This is a genomic window from Bartonella sp. MM73XJBT.G (genome assembly GCF_028618435.1).
Taxonomy (GTDB): Bacteria; Pseudomonadota; Alphaproteobacteria; order Rhizobiales; family Rhizobiaceae; genus Bartonella.
Map to the genome: position 1 here is coordinate 21,497 of NZ_JAQISW010000001.1, position 23,601 is coordinate 45,097.

20 protein-coding genes are annotated in these 23,601 nt (G+C 38.6%); 6 read left to right on the plus strand and 14 right to left on the minus strand.

Going from position 1 to position 23,601, the window contains the following annotated elements; translation table 11 throughout:
* Nucleotides 1–12 precede the first annotated feature (12 nt).
* Nucleotides 13–822, plus strand: coding sequence for an enoyl-ACP reductase FabI (fabI, locus tag PVV59_RS00090; RefSeq protein ID WP_273753855.1), 810 nt, complete (start codon nt 13–15; stop codon nt 820–822).
* Nucleotides 823–2,715: 1,893 nt separating this feature from the next.
* On the opposite strand, the gene gpsA is transcribed toward fabI, so the two are convergent.
* From gpsA to acnA, 11 genes are all read right to left on the minus strand, one after another.
* Entirely contained in the window at nt 2,716–3,720 is a 1,005-nt protein-coding gene (gene gpsA, locus PVV59_RS00095) for an NAD(P)H-dependent glycerol-3-phosphate dehydrogenase (protein WP_273753856.1), read from the minus strand.
* A gap of 217 nt (nt 3,721–3,937) precedes the next feature.
* Nucleotides 3,938–4,420 (minus strand): cytochrome o ubiquinol oxidase subunit IV, encoded by a 483-nt coding sequence (gene cyoD, locus PVV59_RS00100; RefSeq protein WP_273753857.1) that lies wholly within the window; start codon nt 4,418–4,420, stop codon nt 3,938–3,940.
* Nucleotides 4,421–4,425: 5 nt separating this feature from the next.
* Complete coding sequence (locus tag PVV59_RS00105) at nt 4,426–5,094, minus strand: cytochrome (ubi)quinol oxidase subunit III (RefSeq protein ID WP_273753858.1); 669 nt, start codon at nt 5,092–5,094, stop codon at nt 4,426–4,428.
* Entirely contained in the window at nt 5,091–7,109 is a 2,019-nt protein-coding gene (cyoB, locus tag PVV59_RS00110) for a cytochrome o ubiquinol oxidase subunit I (RefSeq protein WP_273753859.1), read from the minus strand. The genes PVV59_RS00105 and cyoB overlap by 4 nt, the downstream gene beginning before the upstream one ends.
* A 75-nt stretch (nt 7,110–7,184) precedes the next feature.
* Nucleotides 7,185–8,156: a ubiquinol oxidase subunit II gene (gene cyoA / locus PVV59_RS00115; RefSeq protein WP_273754064.1), complete on the minus strand. Its 972-nt coding sequence runs from the start codon at nt 8,154–8,156 to the stop codon at nt 7,185–7,187.
* A gap of 106 nt (nt 8,157–8,262) precedes the next feature.
* The gene (gene aroQ, locus PVV59_RS00120; RefSeq protein WP_273753860.1) at nt 8,263–8,730 is read right to left on the minus strand and encodes a type II 3-dehydroquinate dehydratase; all 468 of its coding nucleotides are present in this window, start codon (nt 8,728–8,730) and stop codon (nt 8,263–8,265) included.
* A 53-nt stretch (nt 8,731–8,783) separates the two neighbouring features.
* Nucleotides 8,784–9,917 carry a DNA replication/repair protein RecF gene (gene recF, locus PVV59_RS00125; protein ID WP_273754066.1) on the minus strand — a complete coding sequence of 378 codons (1,134 nt, stop codon included), beginning with the start codon at nt 9,915–9,917 and terminating at the stop codon, nt 8,784–8,786.
* 20 nt (nt 9,918–9,937) lie between these two features.
* The gene (gene dnaN, locus PVV59_RS00130) at nt 9,938–11,059 is read right to left on the minus strand and encodes a DNA polymerase III subunit beta (RefSeq protein ID WP_273753861.1); all 1,122 of its coding nucleotides are present in this window, start codon (nt 11,057–11,059) and stop codon (nt 9,938–9,940) included.
* Between the two features lie 188 nt (nt 11,060–11,247).
* The gene (gene dnaA, locus PVV59_RS00135; protein ID WP_273753862.1) at nt 11,248–12,819 is read right to left on the minus strand and encodes a chromosomal replication initiator protein DnaA; all 1,572 of its coding nucleotides are present in this window, start codon (nt 12,817–12,819) and stop codon (nt 11,248–11,250) included.
* Between the two features lie 701 nt (nt 12,820–13,520).
* Nucleotides 13,521–13,787 (minus strand): 30S ribosomal protein S20, encoded by a 267-nt coding sequence (gene rpsT, locus PVV59_RS00140; protein ID WP_273753863.1) that lies wholly within the window; start codon nt 13,785–13,787, stop codon nt 13,521–13,523.
* A gap of 242 nt (nt 13,788–14,029) precedes the next feature.
* The gene (acnA, locus tag PVV59_RS00145; protein ID WP_273753864.1) at nt 14,030–16,717 is read right to left on the minus strand and encodes an aconitate hydratase AcnA; all 2,688 of its coding nucleotides are present in this window, start codon (nt 16,715–16,717) and stop codon (nt 14,030–14,032) included.
* A 295-nt stretch (nt 16,718–17,012) separates the two neighbouring features.
* On the opposite strand from acnA, the gene ccmA reads away from it, so the two are divergent.
* Genes ccmA through PVV59_RS00170 form a run of 5 tightly spaced genes read left to right on the plus strand, consistent with a single transcriptional unit; the run spans nt 17,013 to nt 19,949 of the window.
* Nucleotides 17,013–17,624, plus strand: coding sequence for a heme ABC exporter ATP-binding protein CcmA (gene ccmA, locus PVV59_RS00150; RefSeq protein ID WP_273753865.1), 612 nt, complete (start codon nt 17,013–17,015; stop codon nt 17,622–17,624).
* Nucleotides 17,625–17,635: 11 nt separating this feature from the next.
* Entirely contained in the window at nt 17,636–18,301 is a 666-nt protein-coding gene (gene ccmB, locus PVV59_RS00155; protein ID WP_273753866.1) for a heme exporter protein CcmB, read from the plus strand.
* A gap of 46 nt (nt 18,302–18,347) precedes the next feature.
* Nucleotides 18,348–19,127, plus strand: a complete 780-nt coding sequence (locus PVV59_RS00160; protein ID WP_273753867.1) for a heme ABC transporter permease — start codon at nt 18,348–18,350, stop codon at nt 19,125–19,127.
* Entirely contained in the window at nt 19,115–19,348 is a 234-nt protein-coding gene (locus PVV59_RS00165) for a hypothetical protein (RefSeq protein ID WP_273753868.1), read from the plus strand. Before PVV59_RS00160 ends, PVV59_RS00165 begins: the two co-directional genes overlap by 13 nt.
* On the plus strand, nt 19,341–19,949 hold the full coding sequence (locus PVV59_RS00170) for a DsbE family thiol:disulfide interchange protein (protein ID WP_273753869.1): 609 nt from the start codon (nt 19,341–19,343) through the stop codon (nt 19,947–19,949). The genes PVV59_RS00165 and PVV59_RS00170 overlap by 8 nt, the downstream gene beginning before the upstream one ends.
* 398 nt (nt 19,950–20,347) lie before the next feature.
* Here the strand turns inward: PVV59_RS00170 and PVV59_RS00175 are convergent, their stop codons facing one another.
* The 3 genes from PVV59_RS00175 to PVV59_RS00185 are packed head-to-tail and all read right to left on the minus strand — an operon-like array spanning nt 20,348 to nt 23,532.
* On the minus strand, nt 20,348–21,349 hold the full coding sequence (locus PVV59_RS00175) for an Hsp33 family molecular chaperone (protein WP_273753870.1): 1,002 nt from the start codon (nt 21,347–21,349) through the stop codon (nt 20,348–20,350).
* 39 nt (nt 21,350–21,388) lie between these two features.
* Entirely contained in the window at nt 21,389–22,321 is a 933-nt protein-coding gene (gene argF, locus PVV59_RS00180; protein WP_275046162.1) for an ornithine carbamoyltransferase, read from the minus strand.
* On the minus strand, nt 22,318–23,532 hold the full coding sequence (locus tag PVV59_RS00185; RefSeq protein WP_273754068.1) for an aspartate aminotransferase family protein: 1,215 nt from the start codon (nt 23,530–23,532) through the stop codon (nt 22,318–22,320). Before PVV59_RS00185 ends, argF begins: the two co-directional genes overlap by 4 nt.
* Nucleotides 23,533–23,601 lie beyond the last annotated feature (69 nt).

Consider the following 23,601-nt stretch of genomic DNA (forward strand, 5'->3'; position numbering starts at 1 on the left):
ACGGAGAATAATATGAAAGGTTTGATGGAGGGCAAACGCGGCCTTATTATGGGAATTGCGAATGATCATTCAATTGCTTGGGGGATTGCCTGTCAACTCGCACAAGCAGGGGCTGAATTGGCCTTAACTTATCAAGGAGATGCTTTCGGGAAACGTGTTCAGCCCCTAGCAGATGGGCTTGGCTGCAAATTAGTTCTAGAATGTGATGTTGAAAAAATTGAAAATGTCGACGACGTCTTTGAGAAACTTGAAAAAGAATGGAAAACTATTGATTTTATTGTCCATGCTATTGGTTTTTCAGATAAAAATCAGCTAAAAGGACGTTACGTTGATGTTACAACGCGTGAAAACTTTCAACGTACAATGGTTATTTCAGCTTATTCCTTTACTGAAATTGCTCAGCGCGCGGGAAAGCTTATGCCTAATGGAGGGGCACTTTTAACTCTTACCTATGGCGCTTCACAGCAAGTTGTTCCTAATTATAATATCATGGGGGTAGCTAAGGCTGCTTTGGAAGCTATGGTCCGTTATTTAGCGGCAGACTTTGGCCCGCAAAATATCCGCGTCAATGCTATTTCTGCGGGTCCTGTTAGAACCCTAGCAGGCAATGGCATTGCAGCTGCCCGTGCAATATTTTCACATCAACGTCGGAATGCTCCATTACGTCGTACTGTGAATATTCATGAAATCGGAAAATCCGCGCTTTATCTCCTCTCTGACTTATCATCAGGCGTTACAGGTGAAATCCACTATGTTGATTCAGGCTATAATATCATGTCTATGCCAATACTTGAAGAACTGAAAAAAACTGAAGATTCTTAAGACGGATAAAAAACATTTAACTTAAAAAAATAAAACCGATCACCTGTAGAGTGCTTTAGTCGCGTATTGAGCGGCTTTCTTTACGAGACTAAACTTCATAGAGACGGACTTCAAGTCCAATCTGTTGCATATATGATGATATACAATTTTCACCGATGGAACATGACTGGTTGGAAAAAAAAGAAATCATTATGAAATAGCAAACTGTTTGTTTTAAGTTTTTTTAATGCCTCTGATGAAAAGGGAAATGAAACCCTGTTGTCGTATTACGCTTTCCTTTTCTATTTTCAAGCCAAGGATAATCCATATATTTTTCTCAATCTAATCTTTATGAATATAAGGCAAAGGACGTATACGATCCTCTATAAAGATAATCAAATATCAAACCAATTGTGTCATTGTTATTGTTTTCAAAATATTTTATAAAGAAACGATCTATCTCAATCCATTTTGCTGGAAAGCTTTGTGTTTTATGGAGTTGTTTTCCTAACAATACCCATGCTTTTTCAGCTTCTTGTAAATCAATATCCAATCCCAAAACATAACATATTTTAGATAAAATATTAAGATGATTTAGTGCTTTCTTTACTGTCTCGGCTTCTATATGCCAAATAGAAGCAAATATGTTGGGTATCTCTGTTTGATTTATCTCTGAAACGGAAAGACAATTTAATTTGGAAAGAATATAAAGGCATAAAGCTAGGAACTATCTTCCGGGCTTTACAATCATCCTTTAATTCAGCTGCACAACTTTCACAGCAATATTTTTTCAATAATGAAGATTACGTCTCCCCTCATGCCTTTGTTTATCATGTGTTTTTTTAAAGTCACGTCCTTCATGCAAAACAGAATACCCTAAATCTAATGCACTTTGGTTGTAAACTCATATGTTTTTTTAAGAAATATCTCGCTCCCAAACCCATTTGGCAATGGGAGTAACCGTTAGTATAACCATAAAGCTATTTACATACCCCCATCTTTCCACTTATGAAGAAAAAAACGACACCATCATTATATTTGCTTTCCCCAATGGGGCAATAGTTTTTAGAAATTGAAACGATTCATAAGAGGCATCTTTAGTCGTTTCTTAACATCTTTATTCACACAACTTTTCCCTCTTGTAACGTGCAAGAGAATGATTTTCGTTGATTCAACATAGAAAGACTTGAAATAAGAGAATCTCGTAATATTAAAGATTCTAATTCAATATAAATAACTCAATCTTATCTTTATAATCGTATTATTTTTCGGTTTAAATAACAGCCACAAATATAATAATATTCTTTCAATTTTAGACCTTTATATTTGAATTAAAATAAGTCGTTTTTTGCATATAAAAAAATACAATTAATGTGTAGGAAAAAAATCCGTAAATATCTCTACTGAACTGTCTCAAATGCCAAAATCTGCCTCAACATTGTGAACCGGAAAAGTGTGTGATAGCGTTTGGCTTTCTCCTTCACAAACGTAAAGATGTTAAGCAGAATGGGTTTTGTGTATTTCACAGGGATTTTAATTATACTGTTTATGGTACCATTGTAAAATGGAGTTGCGTAAAGATGCCTTTTTTAAAAAGTACATAAATGAGCAATAGTGTTTTGTTTTAATTGAAGGACATACCCCCATTAAAGAACGAGAAAAACAAAATACCTCTTTCATTATATTACACAAATATACGTAAGTGGAAACGATAAGTTATTTTCAAAGAGGGACTTAACAAGAGCCAAAACTTTTATATTTCAACTCTATTTCATAAAAAATCGAATGACATGAATCTGTGATTTTCTGAGATATGATAGTCTGATACAAACATCAATACAATCTATTTTATATTTCTATCATAGTATGTTTCTATTTTTTGCGATTTAAATTATTTAAAAACACAGGATGCCGTTATATTTCATCCTTGAGAGTGCGGCTTAGTAATGTGTTAGCCGCTTCTGTTATGTTTTTACCACAATAGAGAATTTGATAAATTTGTTCTACGATAGGCATTTCCAATCCAATACGTTTTGCTAACGTATATACTTCCTTGGTATTTAAATACCCTTCCACAACCTGACCAATTTGTTTTTCCGCTTCTTTTATATCTATTCCTTTACCAAGAAGTATTCCAAAACGGCGATTACGCGACTGATTATCAGTACATGTCAAAACCAAATCACCTAAGCCTGTCATCCCCATAAATGTGGAAAGCTCAGCTCCCATAGTGCCCCCTAAACGACTGATTTCAGCGAGTCCTCGTGTAATGAGAGCTATTCGTGCATTTGCCCCAAATCCCATGCCATCTGATATTCCTGCACCAATAGCAATAACATTTTTGACGGCTCCCCCTAATTGAACACCAATCATATCTGAGCTTTTATAAACTCTAAAACTTTTGTCACAATGAAACAGTTGCTGCAATTCTTTACCAAACCCAACATCAGAAGCTGCTATCGTCATTGCTGTAGGCCAGCCGATAGCGAGTTCTTTAGCAAAAGTTGGTCCAGAAAAAACAGCTAAAGGGACTTTTTCACCTAAAATCTCACGAGCGACTTCTTGTAAGAGACGTCCTGTACCCTGTTCTAAACCTTTCGTTGCCCAAATAACGCGCGAATATTGATCCAAATAAGGCTGAATATTATACAACACTTGATGAAATACATGGCTTGGAACAGCAATTAGTATATTATCACTTGCTGTTATCGCAGTTTTAAGCGAAGCTTCAGGGAATAAGTTTTCAGGAAATTGAATGTCAGGTAAATGTACTTGATTACAGCGTTGTTCTTGTAATTTTTTGATGTGTTGAGAATTATATCCCCAAAGTAAAATATTATGACCATTACGAGCAAGAGCAATCGCTAACGCAGTACCAAAAGAACCAGCACCAATAACTGTCATTGCAACGGTTTTCATTAAGTTTTCTGATTATTCTCTAAATTGCCGATTTTAGTTGCGCATTATCATTACAAATAACTTCAATGCTCTCTTTAATATAACCCCTGTAAATAAAATATTACTTTTTCATTGCTTTATCTTACACTTAGCTCCTTTTTCCATACTCTACGAAGCTTTGCAACATCTCCTTTAGAGCTGATACATACCGCATCAGCTCTAAAGATATTTCTCATAGTTATTCTACAGGAGAGTACATATTGGGAACTTTCTCCATGGGCATTCCTGAATCCAGCATCTTTTCTGGCTGTTTTCTTATAGATATATCTTTGTTTGATAACTGCTCAGATGCTGAAGAATCATCCATTCTTGATATTTCCGGTTCAATAACACGTCCTGAACCACCCATCATATTATAATTCAAATGGGAAATAGCCCACCAAGTTCCCCCAATAATAACAAAAACGCAAATAGCAGCAAACCATAAAGCGCTTAAATTCCATTTGGCATCTGGACCAGAGTTCAAGTGTAAAAAGAAAACAATTTGTACTATAATCTGAATAATTGCCATCCCAATAAGATACGCAACCTTTGTACTAATTGCCCAACTTGCCATCATTCCATACATCACAGGAATAAAAGAACCCAAGGTGAAGAATACAGCCAGAATAAAACCAACCAAATAGGAACCAATACTGGGACCATGTGTTTCATTTTGCATGCTCATCATAACGCTCCTAATAGATAAACCATGGTGAAAACACCAACCCATACAATATCAAGTAAATGCCAAAAAATGGAAAGGCATGCTAAACGTGTTTTATTATTCTGATCCAAGCCATTACGACGAAGATGAAAAAACATCACAACCATCCACAGAAGACCAACACTTACGTGAAGTCCATGAGTGCCAACCAAAGCAAAGAATGCTGACCAATAAGCAGAGAGAATTTCCCGTCCAAAAAGTTGTAGACCTGTTGAAGGATCAATACCCGCATAAGCATTTGGATCGTAATAAAACACCTCACTCAAAAGTTCATGGAATTCGTAAAGTTCCATACCAATGAAACAACACCCCAATACAAAGGTTATAGCCATCCATAAACGCACACCACTGATGTTGTTTTTATGCGCTTGGACCATTGCAAAGCCATAAGTGACAGATGAAAATAATAAAAAAGCAGTCTCAACCAAAACAAACTTTAAATCAATAAATTCATTGCCGGCTTTACCGCCCCCATAAGAAGCAGAAAAGACAGCAAAACTTGAAAAAAGCGTTGAAAATAGAATTAAGTCTGAAAGAATATAAATCCAAAAACCAAACGTCATGACTGAGCTACTATCGTGGTGAAGTTTATCCACAGTACTCACATTATTCATTGTTACTGCACTCATACTGTCACTCCTTGTTCTTTAAGAACAGCTGTAAAGGCATCTTCAGTTTTTTGTACTTCTTCAGCTGGAATATAATAACCATGGTGATCACCTGTTAATGAATGACACACAAGCGTTGCAATAAAGCCAACCAGTCCGATCGCAACAAGCCACCAAATATGCCAAACAAGCGCAAAACCAACAACTAATGAGAAGAAGCCAGCAATAATTCCAGCCGATGTATTCGAGGGCATATGAATTTTTGTAAATCCACTTGTTGGGCGTTGATAACCACTTTTCTTCATATTCCAATAAGCATCATCAGACTGTATCTTCGGAAGGAGAGCAAAATTATAGGAAGGAGGCGGTGAAGAGGTAAACCATTCAAGTGTACGTGCATCACCCCAAGAATCATTTAACGTTACCGGTAAGTGACCTTTATGCTTAATACCGTACCAAATTGCCAAAACAACCTGTAACACAAAACAAAGGATACCAAGTAAAATAATGAAAGCACCTAGAGCAGCGATAATAAACATCGGCTGCCAACTAGGTTCCATGTAATGCTGAAGACGGCGCGTCGCTCCCATTAGCCCGAGGGCATAAACAGGGAAAAATGCAAGATAAAAACCAATAAACCAACACCAGAAAGATGCAATCCCTAGCATGCGATTTGGTTTATAACCAAAAACTTTTGGAAACCAAAAAGCAAGTCCAGCTAGATAAGCAAAAACCACACCTCCAATAATTGTATGGTGGAAATGCGCTACTAAAAAGAGCGAGTTATGAAACTGCCAATCAGCAGGGACAATCGATAATAAAACACCAGTTAATCCACCACCAACGAAGGTAAAAATCATGCCCATGCACCAAAGCATTGGAGGTTCAAAACGTATCCTTCCTTTATACATCGTGAGCAACCAATTGAAAACTTTTACACCTGTTGGAACAGCAATAATCATCGTTGCGATGCCAAAGAAGGTATTTACAGCTTCACCGCCACCCATTGTGAAGAAATGATGTCCCCAAACAAGAAGCGAAAGGATCAAAATAACCAACATGGCCCATATCATGGAAGTGTAACCAAAGAGGCGTTTTGAAGAAAAAGTTGATACAACCTCAGAAACAATTCCAAAAGCAGGAACAACCAAAACATAAACCTCAGGGTGACCAAAAACCCAAACATAGTTAATCCATACCATTGGATTTCCCCCACCAACATTGGTAAAGAAATTCATACCCAAATAACGATCACAGGCCAAAAGTGCAAAGGCGACAGTTAAGACAGGATAAATAACTAAAATAAGGACATTACTAACAAAAGCACTCCAACAAAAAACAGGCATCCTCATCATTGTCATTCCAGGAGCACGCATTTTAATCAGAGTTGCAACAAAATTGACTGCCCCCATTGTTGTCGCGATACCAGAAAGCTGAAGTGACCATAAATAATAGTCTACCCCTGTATCTGGACTCGTTTGCAATTCTGTAAAAGGTGGATACATGAGCCACCCACCACGACCAAAATTACCAACACCTAGCGATATATTAATCAAGATTGCCCCAGCTGCCGTAATCCAAAAACCTAGATTATTTGCAAAGGGAAAAGCAACATCACGCGCACCAATTTGAAGCGGTATAAGGTAATTGAAAAGACCAAATAAAATAGGCGTAGCCATGAAAAAAATCATGATCGTGCCATGAGCCGAAAAAATTTGATCAAAATGCTCAGGGGGCAAATAACCCGCCGCTTCACTCCCAAGAGCTAAAGCTTGATGCGTTCGCATCATAAGTGCATCTGCAAAACCGCGAACAAGCATAATAATTCCAAGAATTATATACATTATACCGATGCGTTTATGATCAACAGTGGTAATCCAATTTCGCCATAAAATCCCCCACCACCCAAGCGCTGTTAAAGCAACAACAGCAATTAAACCAACCACAACAATCGCAATACATGTATACAAAACGATTGGTTCATGTGCAAGTGCATGAAAAGCACCTGCCGTAGGATCTGTAAGTCTTCCAAACATTTCTCAACCCATTTCAAATGAAATTCAAGTTTTAAAGAAACCTTATATTAAAAGGGCTCTCTCTCTACTGACCCTTTAAATAACATCAGGATCAAATACTGAACACAATGCACCCCATAGTGTCTGAGCAGCTGCACGCTTCATTAAATCTTCATTACATACCGTATTTTCATCGACACACCGATTAACAATACGATAGTAAAGCCGCTGCTCAACAGGTGCAAAATAACGAACTTCAGCATCTTTCTCCTTCGCAGCAATATCACCCATACGAGGCGCAATAGAAAGTTGACGATAAGATTTACGATCAAGTACTCGACCATTAGCCCGAGCTTTTACAATCCAATCTTCAAAATCCTGCGAAGAAACAGAATGCCAATTAAACCGCATCCCTGAAAAACCATCACCGCTGTAATTTGCTGAGGTCCCCTTGAATACGCCCTGTTCCTCAGCGATCAAATGCAACTTAGCATTCATCTGCGGCATAGCGTAAAGAACTGTACCTAATTTAGGAACCCAAAAGGCATTGACAGAATTTTCTGACGTCAATTGCAATAAAACTTGACGTCCCTCAGGCGCGTAAATTTCATTGACCGATGCAACACCATATTGAGGATAAATAAAAATCCATTTCCAATCAAGAGCTATAGCATCAATCTGCAATGGCTCTCCTTCACCCACAACCTCTACTGGAAGAGGCTTTGCAGGCTCAAGCTTATAGGTATAATAAGCCGTTAATGAACCTAAAACCATTACAATTACAATTGGAATACCCCACATTAAAGCTTCAATTTTATTTGAATGTGCCCAATCAGGAGAATAGTTCGCTTTCGTATTCGATGCACGATATTTTATCGCTAAAAATACCACACTTACCATAACTGGAATGACAACGCAAAGCATAACAAACACACACACAACAATCAAAATAAGCTGTTGATGTGCTACATAACCTGATGGCTGAAGGACATCCATTTTACAACCAGACAAAAGCAGTGCTCCCCCTAAAACCACAAGCATTCCTAATTGTCGAACAAAGCTTTTCATCTTCATTTACCCCCGTCATATGCACTAAAATTTGCCATAAATATAATACCTCATATTGTACAGATTTGAAAATAATTATCAAGTGAATTCAATGTCTATATTACTCTCATCCAACACTTAACTCTTTACCTTTACACCTTATTAATTGTTTTGCAATATACTCGAGCGCAAACCGATATCCATCACTTCCAAACCCACTTATGATAGCATCTACACCTGAAGATGTATAAGAATGATGACGAAAAGATTCGCGTTGATAAATATGGGATAAATGAACTTCTACTTTTGGCCCTGAAAACATTTTTAGAGCATCAAGAAGAGCAACAGATGTATGACTATAAGCCGCTGGATTGATGATCAATCCAGAACTTAGTCCTATTGCTTCTTGTATCCATTCTACTAGCTGACCCTCATAGTTACTTTGATAAAAATTTATGATAACATTAATTCTTTTTGCCCATTCTCTGCAACTTTTTTCAATATCTTCTAAAGTTTCAGTTCCATAAATTTCCGGCTCACGTTGACCCAGAAAATTTAAATTAGGACCATTTAAAATCGTTATCATAACAGACATGGCAACCCTTTTCTTCTCGACCATCACTTATTAAAAAAGTATTTAGTATGTTTTTACAGTAATAAAGCGCCATCCTTAATCTCAAAAAATTCTGCACGTCCTTTTAAGTCATCAAATAAAAGAGGATCTGTTCCTGTCATAAATGTTTGCACAGCTAAATCATCAAGAATATCAAATAAAGCTGCACGTCGATGTGAATCAAGATGAGCAGCCATCTCATCAAGAAGAAGGATAGGAGCCCTTTCCGATATCATACCTGTTAAACGTGCATGACACAAAACCAAACCTGTCAATAGCGCTTTTTGTTCACCAGTTGAACAAGATGTTGCTGCTCTATTTTTATCCGCATAAAAAACTTGTAAATCTGTGCGATGTGGTCCCTCTAATGTCCGCCCAGCCGCACGATCCATTGCGCGATTACGCTGCAAGCGATTGCAAAATTGCTCTTCAACTTCAGTGGCTGATAGTTTCTTTAAAGCTGTTTCCAAAAAACCATCAATTTGCAAAAAAGCCCGCGGAAAAGGTACCTGTGATGGCATTTGTGTAAACATGTCATTTAAAAGCCGAATAACATCAATACGCGCCGCAGAAATAGCTGTAGCCAATTCTGCCATCTGCTTTTCTAAAGCATCAAACCAAGCATAATCTTCATTGCCATCTAAAAACAAACGATTACGTGCACGCATCACCCTATCATAATCGGCTATGCGGCGACTATGCAAAGGATCAATCGCCAAAACCATACGATCCAAAAAACGACGGCGCTCAAGCGAAGGACCTGTAAAAAGACCATCCATAGAGGGGGTTAAGATACTAATATGACAGTAATCTGTTAAGCAATCACTTGACTCATTCACACCATTAATATGGACCTTTCGACTGTTATCGCTAACCTCTAAAGCTGTACCAATCTTTACTTCACCATAAAGAGCACATTCAAGACATGCAAAGACAACAAATCCTTCACCTCCTCCATCTATAAAGCTAACATCAGAATACGCAGCCCGTCGCAAACCACGACCCGGCGAAAGAAAAGATAATGCCTCTAAAAGATTCGTCTTGCCAGCACCATTATGCCCCGTGAAAACCACATGCTGTCCCGAAAAATGAATATTAAAAAAAGAATAATTGCGATAACGTAAAAGCTTTAGCTGTCTCACAGCCACTTTATGCACATAACTTACCATGCATTGCAAAACAATTGCCCCTAAACGCGAATAGGCATCAGCACATAGAGCACATCCGCATCATCATTATCACGAATCAAAGCTGGCGCTCCAGCTTCATCCAACATAAAAACCATTTCATTGCTTGAAAGCTGCCCAGCAATATCCAAAAGATAACGTGAATTAAACCCTATCTCAAGTGGTGCAGATGTGTAAGTTACAGATAATTGATCCTCCGCACTACCTGAATCAGGACTATTCACAACAAGCCTTAACTGTCCATGCTCAATCGTTAACTTAACTGCACGTCCCCGATCACTTGAAATCGTTGAAACACGATCAACAGCAGAAGAAAAATCCTGCCTATTAACAACTAATTCTTTATCATTTCCAAGAGGAATAACACGTTGATAATCTGGAAATGTTCCATCAATTAACTTTGACGTAAAAATCACAGAACCGACAGAAAAACGAATCTTTGTTTCTGAAAGCTCTATACATACCTCACCATCATTTTCCTCTGAAAGAAGTTTTTGCAACTCTCCTACAGCTTTACGAGGAACAATAACACCAGGCATTCCCTCAACCCCTGAAGGAGCCTCCATCTCAACTTGTGCTAAACGATGACCATCCGTCGCCACCAAACGCAGTTTAAAAACATCATCATGAATAACATGGAAGTAAATACCATTAAGATAATAGCGGGTTTCTTCAGTCGAAATGGCAAATTGTGTACAATCAAGTAAATGTTTCAACCCTGATGCCGAGAGAGAAAAGCGATAACCAAATTGCCCAGGAAGAGACTCTGGAAAATCTGCTTTCGGAAGACATTGAAGCTGAAAATGCGCACAACCCGAAACAACGGACATTGTATTCGCTTGGCTCTCATCAACAGATAATACAACTTCATTGTCATCAGGAAGTTTACGAATGATATCATAAAGCAAATGTGCCGGAACAGTTGTTGCTCCTGCCTGTTCAACATTGACTGTAAAAGATTCCGTAACCTCTAAATCAAGATCTGTTGTTTTTAACTGCACACAACTATCTTCTGCATCAATGAGAACATTTGACAAAATAGCAACAGTATTACGGCGCTCAACCACACGGTGAACACGGCCAAGAGACTTAAGAAATTGATTGCGATCCACTGTAATGCGCATAAAAGCCCCATATGATTTAGCAAAAATGATAAAAATTCCTTAGAATTAAAATAACAGATCCTTTTTAAAGAATCGCCTGCTAGAGTTTATTAAACCTCTTTTAAAATGGCAAGTCACTCCTGCATGAGAAAAAACAAATCCTTTCATTAAATCTCTTAAAGTTTCTTCAAAGAAAGAAATGATAAATGCTATACAGCCTGTTCTCCAATTAACCGCTTCAGTAATTCAAGTTCCTTGGCCAAGGTCTGATCACCACAAACCAAATCTTCAATTTTACGCACAGCGTGTAAAACCGTTGTATGATCACGCCCACCAAAACGTCGTCCTATTTCTGGCAACGAGCGAGGCGTTAATACTTTCGCTAAATACATTGCGACCTGCCGTGGCTTCACAATCGTACGTGTTCGACGATTAGACAACAAATCCTGTTTGGAAACATTATAATGGCGTGCTACCGTACGCTGAATTTCTTCAATACGAATGCGCTTAGGTTCACCTGGACGTGTCAAATGACCTAATAATTCATCGATCCGTTCTAAGGATAAATCAGACTCAAAAGATTGACGAAATAAGAGCTGGTTAAACGCGCCTTCAATATCGCGCCCTGACCCTAAAACCGTTTTTGCAATATATTCCAAAACATCATCAGAAATTGATATCATGCTATCGTCTTTCTGTGCCACCTTCAACCGCTGGCGCAACATTTGCAAACGCATTTCGTAGTCTGGTGCCTCAATTTCAAGGGCAACTCCTCCCTGAAGACGAGACCGAACGCGAAGATCAAGCGATTCTAATTCCGCTGGTGGACGATCTGCAGCGACAACAACCTGTTTTGCACTATCAAGCAACATATTAAGTAAATGGCAAAATTCATGTTGTATCGACTTGCCCTGCAAAAACTGCATATCATCAATAATCAAAAGATCGATATCGCGAAGCTGTTCTTTAAAAGAAAGAGCATCATTATCACGAATAGCTGTTGCAAAACGCCACATAAAATATTCAGCAGTTAAATAAATAACACGCGCAGAAGTTAAACGCTTCAATGCAGAAGCGGCAATTGCTTGAAGCAAATGTGTTTTTCCTAAACCAACAGACGCGTGAATAAAAAGAGGATTAAAACGCAAAGCACTTTTATGCCCCTCTGCTATTGAACGTGCTGCCGCTAAAGCAACACGATTAGACGCCCCCTCAACAAAACTTTCAAAAGTATAGCGAGAATCAAGCGGAGATCCAAAAACTCCCGCTTGAGAACTTTTGACTGAATGCTCTACACAATTCTCAACAAAAGATGAGGTTGCCGGCTCCTCCAGCACAACAGAAGGCGCACTTGTTTTACAAACAACATCTCTTGAAACCCGCTCCATACCGCGAACGATAACTTCAACACGAAGAATTGCTGAGTTCTCTTGTTTCCATAAATGAGTCAAAAGAGAACCATAGTGATTATTAATCCATGAACGTAAAAAAGCTGTAGGAACAGAAAGTTTTACAAGAGTATGACTATACTCAGCAAGTTTCACACGACCAAACCAACTGGTATAAGCCTCAACACCAACCTGCGCCTTTAATTGTGCCATAACACGTATAAAAGCCGCCGCACCCTCCTCCTCTGAAACAATAGAATGCCCTATAGAAGCATTTCTACAAACAACCCCATCACTCTCTGCCACTCTATTCTTTATTATGTTCTCTGCCGACAGGATATTCACCGAAACCCTTTTAAAGGAACTAGCTTTAGAGTTCAATTTATCCACCATCTTCCATCCTGATAAAAATAAAATTTTGTCCTGCCAAACAGCTAAAATAAACCTAGCGAAGGCAAAACGCCCTACCCCAAATAAGATTACTCATCCTCCCCTAGGATAGCCTCATCACAACCCCACTAATAAAGATGACCAATAAGATTTACTTGCACTCATGATATGACCCACCCTTCTAAAACGGTAAACATACCAACTAAGAAAACTAAAAAACCATCAAAAAATCTACCCAACACAAAAGCTTTAAAAAAGCCTAAACCAAAGATTTTATATTCAACAAAATATAGGATAATGCGCTGATGTGACCCCTTCATGCTTTTTAGTCTTCATAAGAACCATACAAAACAGCAGAGGTAAAATGCAAGAGGTCAAAATAAAATCAAAAGCTCCCAAAAAATGCTTATTTCAATGAGAAATGAGAAAAATAATTGATTCAATTCATTTTTTTTCTGAATTTACCAAGCATTAAAGAATCTCTTCAGATTTTAAAAAAAAAAAATAAAATGCTTGACAAAAAAGACTCTGTAAAAATCCACAAAGCTTGTGGATAACCATACTCCCCCTATAAACTTTCTCCCCTTATTTCAAGAGGAGAATCGCTGTCGATTCTTGTTTTCAATAGAAACTTTTTGAAATAACAAATAAAAAGCCAGTACCCTTACGGATACTGGCTTGATTCTTAATAAAATAGAAAAATCTTAAACGCTGAGAGCCCTCAAACGCTTCGCTAAACGTGATACTTTCCTTGCAGCAGTATTTTTATGAAAAACGCCTTTAGAAACCGCACGCATAATCTCAGGCTCAAAATTCTTAAATGCAATTTCTGCCGATGCTTTATCGCCCCCTGCTAGAGCATCATCAAACTTACGCATAAAAGTACGAACGCGTGAACGGCGGGCCTTATTAACCTGTGTGCGTGCTGCAACCTTGCGCACCGCTTTTCGAGCAGAAGGTGTATTCGCCATAAATATAATCTCTCTTTCAACACCTTGGTAAAATGAGTTCCAATAACAACTCTACCAATGTAAACAAACCTAACCCAAGCAAAACTATAAAGCTGCTTATAACTCATGTGGTTTATAGCTCAATGTCAAAGCCAACGTCAATTAAATTTTCAAAGACAGACATAAAAAAACGAAGCCAAATTCTTTGATCCGCAACTTTATAGCTTAATCGTTTAAAGATATTCCTCAACGAACAACAGCATTTAAACAGCTAGCTTACGCAAGACATATTGCAAAATTCCACCATGATGCAAATAATCTAGCTCATCTTCAGTATCAACACGGCATAACAATGGAACGGTTTTTACCGTACCATCAGAAAAAGTAATTTTTGCTACGGTCTTTTGACGAGGTTTCAAGTTATGAATACCCTCAATCGTTACCTTTTCATCGCCCTTTAAGCCTAAAGACTTCCAACTTAGCCCCTCCTCAAAGACAAAAGGAACAATACCCATACCAACAAGATTAGAGCGATGAATCCTTTCAAAAGATTGTACAATCACTGCTTTGATACCAAGAAGATTAGTCCCCTTGGCGGCCCAATCACGTGATGATCCATTGCCATATTCAATACCTGCAAAAACAACGAGTGGAATACCTTCTTTTTTATACGTCATTGCTGCATCGTAAATGGTTTGTTCTACCGCTGAGGGATAATGAATCGTATAACCGCCTTCTCGACCATTTTCTCCTAACATGAAATTACGAATGCGAATATTGGCAAAGGTCCCACGAACCATAACTTCATGATTCCCACGGCGTGTCCCATATTGATTAAAATTAGCAACGTTAACACCATGATCCATTAAATACTTTCCAGCAGGAGAAGCGGCCTTAATAGAACCAGCAGGAGAAATATGATCTGTCGTGATTTTATCACCAAATAAACCTAAAATTCGTGCCTCCTTAATATCTGATAAAATATCTGGTGTTTTCTGCATATCATCAAAATATGGTGGATTACGAACATAGGTGGATTGCTCATCCCAAGAATAGGTAGCCCCCGTAGGAATCTGAACTTTTTGCCAATTTTCATCACCCTTAAACACATCAGCATACTTTTCAGCAAAAACCTTACGTGTGACATTTTCTTCGATAAACGCCTGTATTTCTTGAGAAGTTGGCCAAATATCTCTTAAGTAAACCGGTTGACCATCTAAATCTTCACCAAGAGGTTCTTTGGTTAAATCTTTACACACCGTCCCGACAAGCGCATGTGCAACAACTAACGGGGGTGAAGCTAAATAATTTGCTTGTACATCAGGAGAGACACGCCCTTCAAAATTACGATTTCCTGAAAGAACTGCAGCAGCAATAACACCATTGTCATTAATCGTTTTGGAAATAGCTGGATGCAAAGGACCAGAATTCCCAATACATGTTGTGCACCCAAACCCTACTAAATTAAATCCTAATGCATCTAAATCTTTTTGCAGACCAGAATTTTTAAGGTAAGCTTCAACAACTTGTGAACCAGGTGCGAGAGAAGTTTTTACCCATGGTTTGCTTTTTAGACCTTTTGCTACAGCATTTCGTGCCAAAAGACCTGCTGCAATAAGAACACTTGGATTCGATGTATTTGTACAAGAAGTAATCGCAGCAATCACCACATCACCATGACTAAGCGTATATCCTTCACCTTCAACCGGATAATGCTCATCTTGTCCTGAAGTTTTCTTATAGTCTTCAACCAATGCCTTCCCAAAACCTTGCCCAACATTTTCCAATGCAATACGCCCTTCCGGACGTTTAGGACCAGCCATAGAAGGAACAACTGTTCCCATATCTAATTCAATGGTATCGCTAAAAACGGGATGAGCCACCCTTTCGTCATGCCACATCCCTTGCGCTTTGGAGTAAGCCTCGACTAAGGCAATCCGATTTTCATCACGCCCTGTCATGTTGAGATAACGCACTGTCTCCTTATCAATTGGAAAAAAACCACAGGTTGCTCCATATTCAGGAGCCATATTCCCAATCGTCGCCCGATCAGCAAGGGTCATATGCTCCAAACCAGGGCCAAAAAATTCCACAAATTTACCAACAACACCCTTCTGCCGGAGTATTTGGGTTACCGTTAATACGAGATCGGTGGCTGTGACACCTTCTTTAAGTTTTCCTGTTAGGCGAAAACCAATGACTTCAGGTAACAACATAGAAACGGGTTGGCCTAACATTGCCGCTTCGGCTTCAATGCCGCCAACACCCCAACCTAAAACCCCCAAACCATTGACCATCGTCGTATGCGAATCAGTTCCCACACAGGTATCCGGATAAACCGTCTCATCCCCCTCTTCATTCTTCATCCACACACATTGTGCTAAATATTCGAGATTAACCTGATGACAAATCCCTGTTCCTGGAGGAACAACACGAAAATTTTGAAAGGCTTGTTGCCCCCATTTCAGAAAACGATAACGCTCACCATTGCGTTCATATTCATGCTCAACATTTTCCTTAAAAGCCGTAGGAGTGCCAAAATCATCAACAATAACTGAGTGATCAATAACAAGATCAACAGGTATGAGAGGGTTAATTTTTTCAGCGTTCCCACCAAGTTTGACCATAGCATCACGCATTGCAGAAAGATCAACAACCGCCGGAACACCCGTAAAATCTTGCATAAGAACACGTGCAGGACGGTAAGCGATTTCTGCCCCTGCGCTCCCTTTGTCGCTTAACCACTTAGAAACATTGAGGATGTCTTCTTTTTTAACTGTGCGCCCATCTTCAAAGCGCAATAAATTTTCGAGAATAACTTTCATCGAAAACGGTAAATGCGAAATGCCTTCAAGTCCATTCTTCTCCGCTTCGATTAAGCTATAATAAGTATATTCTTTGCCACCAACCTTTAACGTTCTGCGACAATTAAAGCTATCAATGTGAGTCATGACTGTCCACCCTCATACTATAAACCACCCAATTTCCAGGAATGAACAACACAAACTACGAGTCAAGGTCGCAGCTTGAGCGCAGACGCAATTACCTCCGCCATCCATTTCCCCCTCCACCTTTTATAGGTAAATGCGGAAATCAGCGCCAAAAACCATTCTACACCAGATCTTGATGTAACGTATCCCTTATAGAACTATTTCTAGAACTATTCTAGGGACAATTGCATAAAAAAACGTGTTTTTTATGCAATAATGCAATAAAGAATAGGGAAATATAAAAATAGGCAATCACATGGTGTTATCAGGCAAAGATTTAGCAGCTTACAGAAACGGAGAAATTCTGTTCAAAGATCTTTCTTTTTGTTTATTTCCACAGCAACTGATGACAATCACCGGACCAAATGGCATCGGAAAATCTACATTACTGCGAATCGTTGTCGGTCTTATTGAAGCTGCTGAAGGCCATATCGTACTTAAAGACGATGAACAAAGATACCCTGTTACAACTGCGTGTCATTATCTCGGGTCTCAAAATGCCATGAAACCCCGCTTATCTGTCATTGATAATTTGCAATTTTGGGCAGAGTTTTATGGTCAACCTCTTTACTCCCCCTATGAAGCCCTTACCGATATTGACCTTGCTGATCTTGAATCTTTACCTTTTAACACTCTGTCAACTGGGCAACAAAGGCGTATCGCTCTTGCTCGTCTTTTACTTTCCTATCGTCCTATTTGGGTTTTAGATGAACCAATATCAGGACTTGATAGCTATGCTCAAAAACGTCTTGCTCGTATTTTTCAACGTCATCTCAATCAAGGGGGTATGATTATCGCCGCCACCCATAATTCCTTAGGTCTTCCAGAAAACCATACTATTGCTCTGGAAAAATTTTTACCTCTCTAGGAGAGCAGAATATGAAAGCACTGTTCTGGCGTGATCTTAAACTACTCTTAACGTCACAAACCTCTTCGCTAACAGGATTATTGTTTTTCATCGCTGTTGTAATTATAATCCCCTTTGCCATTGGACCAGATCCAAAAATTCTTGCACAAATAGGTCCAGGGATATTGTGGTTTGGAGCCCTTCTCGCAGGACTTCTTAATCTGAACAAACTTTTTCAAATCGATCGCGATGATGGCAATCTCGACCAATTTATCCTTTCAGGACAAAGACAAAGTTTTATGCTGATCGTCTTTACTAAATGCATCGCCCATTGGGTAGGAACGATGCTTCCTCTCATTTTTACCACGCCTATTTTAGCCCTCATGCTCCACTTAGATATCACGATAACTTGTACAACAATACTTACCCTTTTATGCGGAACACCAGCTATTATTTTTATTGGCGCCATAGGAGCAGCACTTGCAAGCTCATTGTTACATAGCACGCTTCTTATTTTCATCATTATCTTGCCGTGGATCATTCCAGTTATGATTTTTGGCGTTTCAGCGGCGACAGCGCCAACAAATCCAAATGCCTCTTTTCTTACTTCCTTGGCTCTTCTTAGCGCTTTTTCACTTTCTTTGAGTCTCTTTAGCTCCTTTGTTGCCTCTCTAACGCTCAAGCTTTTATCAGAATAATAAAAGATGATTGCCGCATAGAAAAATTCCCCTTATTATGAATTTCATGAATGAATTATCGCCCGCATATAAAATGAGGTCACTCCCTATAAGTTTTGCCCGTTTTATGAAAATAAGCAAAATCATTTTACCATGGCTCGCCAGCATAACGTTATGTCTTCTGATCTTAGGGCTTATTTTCGTGATGCATTCACCAGACGACTATCAACAGGGTATGACTGTTAAGATTATGTACCTTCATGTCCCTTTTGCGTGGTTGTCTACATTCTGTTATATAACGATGAGTGCAGCAGCATTAGGAAATTTGATTTGGAAATATCATCTTGCTGATATAGCTCTCAAATGTGGGGCGCCCATTGGAGCAATTTTTACTGCCTTGGCCCTCATGACGGGAGCGTTTTGGGGGCGCCCTACATGGGGAACATGGTGGGTATGGGATGCACGGTTAACATCGGTTTTAATTCTGCTTTTTATCTACCTTGCCATTATCTTGCTTGGACGTGCTTTTGACAATCAAGTAAAAGCCGCTCGCGCGACTTCAATTCTTACCCTTGTTGGCTTTGTTAATATCCCTATTATTAAGTTTTCCGTGAATTGGTGGAATACATTGCATCAACCAGCCTCCTTATTACGTGCTGGAGGACCAACAATCGACAATGCTATGTTATGGCCTCTTATAACCATGTTATTTTGTTTCATCTTCATGTTTATTGCGCTCTATTTGATGGCTATGCGAAATGAAATCAATAGCCGTTATATCAAAATACTTCAGATTAAAAAATCCCGTCGTGCACAACAACAGGACTCTTCATCATGCTTGACCTAAATGGCATCCACAGCGGACTTTTAGGAAACTTATCTCAGAAAATCGATTTTTTCCTTGGTACCCTTAAACACAAGCAAATTGTTGTTTTAAGCTATACGCTTTCTGCAATATCCCTACTCTGTCTTATTGGCTATATTCTTTGCAAAGCCCTATACCAAAAAAACACTCTCCAGCAGCTAAACAAAAAAGAGCTTTCAAAAAAAGAAAAATATAATGAATAACGTTCCTCCAAAACTTAAAAAAAATATATCTTTGCCTGTTTTCTTTGTTCTTTTTGGACCATTTGTGCTTTTTCTTCTTCTCATGGTGTTTTTTTTCAACTTTATGCATAAAAAATACCCGCAAGACCCTTCTCTTCTTCCAAATGCATTGGCTGGAAAACCAGCCCCCGAGATACACCTTCCTCTTCTTAATAAGGACAGTTATCTTCATTCAAAACAGTTTAAAGGACGTGTCACATTGATCAATTTTTGGGGGTCTTGGTGTTTACCCTGTCGCGAAGAACATCCTCTTCTTATGAAAATTGCACAAGATAAACGTTTTGATCTGATTGGTATTAATTATAAGGATAACAAAGCAAACGCACTGCGCTTTTTAAATCTTTTTGGTAATCCTTTTAAATTGATTGGCTTTGATGCTTTAGGATATACAGCTATTGACTGGGGGGTATATGGACCACCAGAAACCTTTCTCTTGAATAAAGAGAGCATCATTATCGCTAAACATGTTGGCCCCCTAACATGGAAAATTTATCAAAAAAAAATTCTCCCCAAAATTGAACAAGCAATCGTAATAGAAGAAAATAAAATATCAACATATTGATCTATAAATATAATTTACCACTTCTCTCTATGAAATGAAAACACCGAATACTATGAGATTTTTTCAAATCCTTTTATCCTGAATCAAGAAAACAGCTAAGAAAAGGTTAAAAATGCCTTTTTGTTCATTTTTAATATAAGTATAATGAACAGCTTTTTAAATTGAAAAATAAAAAAATAAAAAAGAAGCCCTTTCCAGAGCAGAAAATATCTTTTACAAGGCACTCTTTTTTAAAAAGCATATCCAGTGAATAATGATTTCAACAGAAAGATCATTGGCATACATCAAAAAATGCTAAGAAAAAAATATTCAAAGAGATTCATATGAGTTTATGCTTTAGGTTTTTATAGCGCGAATAAAATGGGTTTTTGTTGCAATCATTATTTTTATGAAGTTGATTATATTTTTTCTTCCAAAAATTCTTGCAGTGTAAAACGATACACTTTCGAGCAAAATTCGCATGTGACTGAAATATATTTATTTTTAACCATTTCATTTCGTTCTTCACTGGGAAAGCTTTCCAGCATTCCTTTAATTTTTTCACGCGAGCAAGAACATTGGTCGACAAGAGAAAACGGATTAAAAACTCTCACACCTTGTTCATGAAAAAGACGGAATAAGAGCCGTTTACTCCCGACTTGAGGATCTGTTAATTCTGAACTTTCAATCGTTGCCATGAGTATTTTAGCTTCTTGCCATTGGTTATCTAATTGGGTTTGGTCTTTTGTTTCTTCTCGCTTTTGATAAAGGTCATCTATTCGATGATGGGATGATGCTTGGGGCAAAAATTGAGTCAAAATACCTCCAGCTCGCCAGCTTTTCTGAGGTTTTCCTTGGTTGTCACGATTGATTAATATAGCAACAGCCAAACGGATATCTGTAGAAATTTGCTCTGATTGATCAAAATAAGTACGAGCAGCTTCTTGTAAATTTGATCCATCTAATGCAACTATTCCTTGATAGGGTTGCATGTGAGGGCCTTGATCAATCGTGAAAGCTAAAGTACCCTTTCCTAAAAGTGTTTCTGAAGAGATTTGATCATTATCTATGGCTTGTTTAAGCTGTTCTTTATCAAAACGAGCGTATCCACGTAAACTAGAAGGAGGAGAAAAATCGCACACCAGCATATTAACCGGTCCATCGGAATGGGTTTGTAAAATAAACTTGCCCGTAAGCTTTAGAGAAGTTCCAAGTAGAACAGTTACAAGCAAAGCTTCGGCCAAAAGATAAGAAACCGGTTCAGGATATTGATGTCTGTTAAGAATAGAATTTAAAGTTTCCCCAAGTTGTACAACACGTCCACGAATATCAAGTTCTTCGACTTGAAAGGGAATAACAGTATCCTCTTCATGCAAAGAGATGTCGTTGAGAGAGGCATCATCTTTAGCTTGTTCACTCATGGGCTTTACCTTTTATTGTAATTTGTTGTAGAGACGCTCTTATGAAGAGAAAAATGCATCTTGTAAACACCAAGAAAGAATTGCTTTTTGAACGTGAAGACGATTTTCAGCTTCATCGAAAACAACTGAGTGCGGTCCATCAATCACAGTATCAACAACCTCTTCACCACGATGAGCTGGAAGGCAATGCATAAAAAGAGCATCAGGTTTTGCTAATTTCATGAGAGCTTCATTCACTTGATAAGGCTGAAAAATGGAATGACTGCGAGCACGAAATTCTTGCCCCATGGAAAACCATGTATCAGTCATAATACAATCAGCATCTTGAGCTGCTTTTTGAGGATTATGCGTTAGCGTAAGATGTGCACCCCACTTACGTGCCCAATGTATGAATTGCTCTTGTGGTTCACTACCCTTTGGAGTAGCAATGCGCAAATGAAAACCAAAAAGAGCTGCAGCCTCAATTAAGGAATGGAGCACATTATTACCGTCCCCCACCCATGCAAATATTTTGCCAGCAATTGGCCCTCGATGTTCCTCATAGGTTAGGATATCTGCTAGAATTTGGCAAGGATGTGTATCATCTGTAAGGGCATTAATGACAGGAATTTGTGCATATTGTGCCAATTCAAGCATACGTTGATGTTTTGTTGTTCGCAATATCACGATATCTACAAAACGGGATAAAACGCGTGCCGTATCAGCTATGGTTTCACTATAACCAAGCTGCATCTCTGACCCCGTGAGCATGATTGTGTCTCCCCCAAGTTGGCGCATACTGATATCGAATGAAATACGGGTTCTTGTGGATGGTTTTTCAAAAATCATCGCAAGTGTTTTTCCTATAAAAGGTTTTAAACTTTTCCCTGCCTTAAAAGATGCTTTAAGTGTTTTTGCATAATCAATCAGCGCACGTGCCATTGCTGGCGTTAAAATTGATAAGTCCGTGAAGTGACGAAGAGCATTTGTCATGTGTATAATATTTGTCCTTCTTTATTGATTTGCGAAAGATAAGAAATTGCTTTTTCAATACGATTCAAGCTTTCATCTATTTCTTCTTCCTTGATGATAAGAGGAGGCAATAAGCGTACAACATTATTGTTGGCAGCAACACTTAAGAGATATTCATTTTCCAAAACATTAACGACAAGATTTGAAGGTACGACACACTTCATGCCCACCATTAGGCCCATCCCATGAACTGCGCAGATAATATCAGGATAGATATTGAGAATGTGCAAAAGTCCACTTTTTAGTTTATCCCCCATGCGCTGAACATGGGTCAGAAAACTTGGCTCTAACAGAATATCAAGAACACTATTTCCTACAGCCATCCCCAGAAGATTTCCTCCAAAGGTTGAACCATGGGTCCCAGGCGTCATACTTTTTGCAGCTTTATCCGTTGCAAGGCAAGCCCCTAAGGGAAAGCCACCTCCTAATCCTTTTGCAAGAGTAAGAATATCAGGTGTAACACCACTCCATTCATAAGCAAAAAGCTTTCCAGTTCGTCCTATGCCCGTTTGGACTTCATCAAAAATCAACAATAGATCATTATCATCGCATATTTTACGCAAAAATCTTAAATATTCATAGGAAACCGTTCGTATTCCTCCTTCTCCTTGAATGGGTTCAATCAGAATAGCGGCGGTATTTTTATTAATAGCGTTACGCAAAGCAATTTCATCACAAAAAGGGACTTGAATAAATCCACCGGCTTTAGGTCCAAAGCCTTCAAGATATTTTTCATGCCCAGTCGCAGCAAGCGATGCAAGTGTCCGTCCATGGAATGCCCCTTCAAAAGTAATTATTTCAGTGCGTGCTGGATGACCAGCAGCATAGTAATAATGACGTGCCGTTTTAAAAGCGCATTCCAATGCTTCAGTGCCTGAATTACAGAAAAAAACCTTATCCGCAAAACTATTTGCACAAAGCCGCCTGGCAAGAGCTGTTTGTTCAGGAGACTGAAAAAGATTGGAAACATGCCAAAGTGTTTCAGCTTGTCTTTTGAGCGTATTAACCAATTTAGGATGAGCATACCCTAATGCATTAACAGCAATGCCAGATGTGAAATCGAGATAATGTTCTCCTTTATCGGAAATAAGCCATACACCATGCCCCTGTTTAAAATGCAAATTTCGTCGTGCAAAGCATTCATAAAGTGGTTGTATAGAGATGGCATCCATCATAATTCCCTTTATATTTTAATCTTTTCAATATATATACAAAGCAATACTACAAATAAAACAACATGA